The 504-nt window shown below is 75.6% G+C and carries 2 protein-coding genes; one reads left to right on the plus strand and one right to left on the minus strand.

What is annotated here, in order from left to right; translation table 11 throughout:
* Positions 1 to 331: His/Gly/Thr/Pro-type tRNA ligase C-terminal domain-containing protein (locus tag AB8Z36_RS41720; RefSeq protein ID WP_369218524.1), on the plus strand; the 331-nt coding region annotated here is incomplete at its 5' end.
* A gap of 13 nt (positions 332 to 344) precedes the next feature.
* Here the strand turns inward: AB8Z36_RS41720 and AB8Z36_RS41725 are convergent.
* A partial coding sequence (locus AB8Z36_RS41725) for a LysE family transporter (protein ID WP_369218525.1) occupies positions 345 to 504 on the minus strand: 160 nt, incomplete at its 5' end.

The following is a 504-nucleotide window of genomic DNA, read 5'->3' on the forward strand; positions in this document are numbered from 1 at the left end:
CTTCCCCGCCTGGCTGGCCCCGGTGCAGCTGGTGGTGCTTCCGGTCTCCGAGGCGCAGGCGCTCCACGCCGAGGCGTTCGTGGAGCGATGCGCCGCGCAGGGGCTGCGGGCGGAGTTCGCAGGGCCGGAGCACGGCAGCCTCGGTGCGCGCGTACGGGCGGCCAGGCTCGTGCCGTACCAGGTGGTGATCGGCGCGAAGGAGGCCGCCGACGGTCAGGTGGCCCTGCGGCTGCGCGACGGGCGCCGCGTCGGTCCGCTGCCCGCCGGTGAGGTCCTTGCCCGGGTCGGCGCGCTGGTCTCGGCGTACGGAACCGAGCTGTGGGACCGGTGAGCGGCGCCGCGCGTCACAGCGCGCCGATGACCAGGGTGAGGCCCATGGCCGCCATCATGACGGCGATCAGGGCGTCGAGGACCCGCCAGGCGGCGGGGCGCGCGAAGAAGCCGCTGAGCAGGCGTGCCCCGTAGCCGAGGGCGGTGAACCAGACGACGCTGCCGAGCATCGCG

Source organism: Streptomyces flavofungini (assembly GCF_041028215.1).
Lineage (GTDB): Bacteria > Actinomycetota > Actinomycetes > Streptomycetales > Streptomycetaceae > Streptomyces > Streptomyces flavofungini_B.